This window comes from Kitasatospora sp. NPDC058492 (assembly GCF_042720685.1).
In the GTDB taxonomy this organism is placed as follows: domain Bacteria; phylum Actinomycetota; class Actinomycetes; order Streptomycetales; family Streptomycetaceae; genus Kitasatospora.
This window is the reverse complement of the sequence record NZ_JBHXMU010000018.1, coordinates 71392-74312: the sequence shown is the minus strand read 5'-3', so window position 1 is coordinate 74312 and position 2921 is coordinate 71392. Positions and strand designations below refer to the sequence as shown.

Here is a 2921-nt window from a genome sequence, read left to right as displayed (position 1 = left end):
GCTGCGGACCCACCAGCGGCTGCCGCTCCCCGCCGGTACTCACCCCGCGGGGGTGCGCCACGGGTGTGGGGGGGCGCGGACTTCCCGTCCCCCCCCCGCCTCTTCTCGTTGTCCGGGCACCTTCGCGGACGCCGATGTCACGGATGGGGGCGGTGGGCGGTCGGTAGGGGTGACGGTGTTCGGCGGGAGGAGTGGTGTGGTGATGGGGACGGTGCTGGTGACCGGGGCGACGGGGGTTCTGGGGCGGGAGGTGGTGCGGCTGCTGGTCGCGCGCGGGGTGGCGGTGCGGGGGCTGAGCCGGCGGGTGCGGAGCGGGGGCGCGGGGGTCGAGTGGGTGGTCGGGGACCTCGTGACCGGGGAGGGGATCGCCGGGGCGGTGGCGGGGGTCGAGGTGGTGGTGGACTGCGCGACCACGGTGGGGCGCAAGGACGTGGCCGCGGTCCGGACGCTGGTGGCGGAGGCCGGGAAGGCGGGGGTGCGGCACCTGCTGTACGTGTCGATCGTCGGGGTCGACCGGGTGCCGATCCCGTACTACCGGGCGAAGCTCGCCTGTGAGCGGGTGGTGCGGGAGTCGGGGCTGGGGTGGACGGTGCTGCGGGCGACGCAGTTCCACGACCTGTTGCTGAGGATCTTCGACGTGTCGGCGCGGTTGCCGGTGTTCCCGGTGCTTGGCGGGGCGAGCGTCCAGCCGGTGGACGTGCGGGAGGTGGCCGCGCGGGTCGCGGAGCTGGTGGGGGAGGGGCCGGCCGGGTACGCGCCGGAGGTGGGCGGGCCACGGGTGCGGCCGTACCGGGAGCTGGCCGAGGCGTACCTGCGGGCGTCGGGTCGGCGGCGGGTGCTGCTGCCGGTGCGGGTGCCGGGGGCCTCGGGGCGGGCGCTGCGGGCGGGCGGGAACCTCGCGCCGGAGCGGGCGGTGGGCCGGGGGACCTTCGAGGAGGTGTTGGCGGAGCGGTTCGGCGACCGCTGATGTCAGCCAGGGTTGCACCGGGCGTACTGACGGTCAGTCAAGAGGCGTGGCCCCGTCCGGGTTTCCGGGCGGGGCCGTCGTATCTGTCGCGCGGAGGCGAAGGCGGGGGCCGCGGTCGGGGTGTCGGCGGATGAAGGTCGACGTGGACCTTGGCGGCGGCTGGCGGCTGCGTTAACGTCATCGGATCGGTTCGTCCGTCGCCCTTCGCGATCTCTGCACGCCCGTCTCCGGTACAGCGCGATGTCGTTCAGCCCACCGTCGGCAGCATGCCCTGGCGAGGAGGACCGCATTGACCCTCAACCCGACCGCGCCGTCCGAGAGTTCCGGCTATCGCGGTTCCGGCCGCCGCTTGGCCGCCGTACCCGCCCTGCTCGCGGCGCTGGCCCTGACCGCGGCCTGTTCCAACAGCTCCGGCGGTTCGGGTGGCGGTGGTGACGCGGCGGCCCCGTCGCTGTCCGGTGACTGCGCCAAGTACCAGCCGTACGCCGGGCATTCGGGCACCACGGTGACGATGTTCGCCTCGATCCTCAGCCCGGAGTCGGACAATCTGGAGAAGTCCTGGGCCGAGTTCGCCAAGTGCACCGGCATCAAGATCAGTTACGAGGGCTCGAACGACTTCGAGTCCCAGCTGCCGGTCCGGGTGGCCGGCGGCAACGCCCCGGACTTCGCGATCATCCCGCAGCCGGGCCTGCTGGCGCAGATGGTGAAGAGCGGCAAGGTGGTCAAGCCGCCCGCCCAGACGGTCACCAACGAGGACCGGTGGAGTCCGATCTGGAAGACCTACGGCTCGGTCAACGGCACCTTCTACGCGGCGCCGATGAGCGCCAACATGAAGTCGCTGGTCTGGTACTCGCCGAAGGCCTTCAAGGCGGGCGGCTACGAGGTGCCGAAGACCTGGGCGGACCTGATGGCGCTCAGCGACCGGATCGCCAAGTCCGGTGGTGCCAAACCCTGGTGCGGCGGCATCGCCTCGGGCACGGCCACCGGCTGGCCGGCCACCGACTGGCTGGAGGAGGTGGTGCTCGGCACGTACGGCGGTGACGTGTACGACCAGTGGGTCGGCCACCAGGTGAAGTTCTCCGACGAGAAGATCACCACCGCGATGAAGACCGTCGCCGGCTGGATGCAGAACCCGGCCTGGGTCAACGGCGGTTACGGCGACGTCAAGTCGATCGCCACCACCACCTTCCAGGACGCGGGCGCGCCGGTCCTCACCGGCAAGTGCGCCATGCTCCAGCAGGCGTCGTTCTACGAGGCGCAGTGGCCCAAGGACACCAAGGTCGGCCCGGACGGCGACGTGTTCGCCTTCCACCTGCCCGCGGTGAACCCGGCGATCCCCAACCCGGTCGAGGGCGGCGGCGAGTTCCTGGCCGCCTTCTCCGGCCGGCCCGAGGTGCAGGCGGTGCAGAACTACCTGTCCAGCTCGGACTGGGCGAGCAGCCGGGTGAAGACCGCGACGGGCTGGGTCTCGGCCAACCAGGGCGTGGACAAGAGCCTGTACACCGACCCGATCGACCGGCTGTCGGCGGACGCGCTGACCGACCCGGCGGCGACCTTCCGCTTCGACGGCTCCGACCTGATGCCGGCCGCCATCGGTGCCGGGCAGGAGTGGAAGTCGCTGACCGCCTGGTTCGCCGAGGGGCAGTCGATTCAGAAGACCGCCGCCGACATCGACGCCGCCTGGCCGCAGTAGCCGCACGCCCGCAGCGGGCGCCTGGCTGTAATGGGCGCTTGGCCGCAGTGGGCAGACGCCCGCAGTAGGCGCCTGGCCGTAGTGGGCGCCGGGCCGGACTCGGGCCGGGCCCGGCCGGGCGCCGTTCAGGACCACCTGTCGAGGGCGGTGCGGGGCCCCCCCCCCCCCCCCCCCCCCCCCCCCCCACCACCCACACTGGGACCACCCCAAAGTAACGAACCCGGACCACCAAACCCGACAACCCCCACCCCACCCCCACCA

Annotated in this window: 2 protein-coding genes; both read left to right on the top strand. The window is 72.7% G+C overall.

The genetic code is table 11. The features are described from left to right. Window positions 1-202 precede the first annotated feature (202 nt). A complete protein-coding gene (locus tag ACFWPI_RS14590; protein WP_380378868.1) occupies window positions 203-967 on the top strand; it encodes an SDR family oxidoreductase in 765 nt (254 codons plus the stop codon). A 289-nt stretch (window positions 968-1256) separates the two neighbouring features. Then, on the top strand, window positions 1257-2660 hold the full coding sequence (locus ACFWPI_RS14585; RefSeq protein ID WP_380336381.1) for an ABC transporter substrate-binding protein: 1404 nt from the start codon (window positions 1257-1259) through the stop codon (window positions 2658-2660). The last annotated feature ends 261 nt before the right edge of the window (window positions 2661-2921 follow it).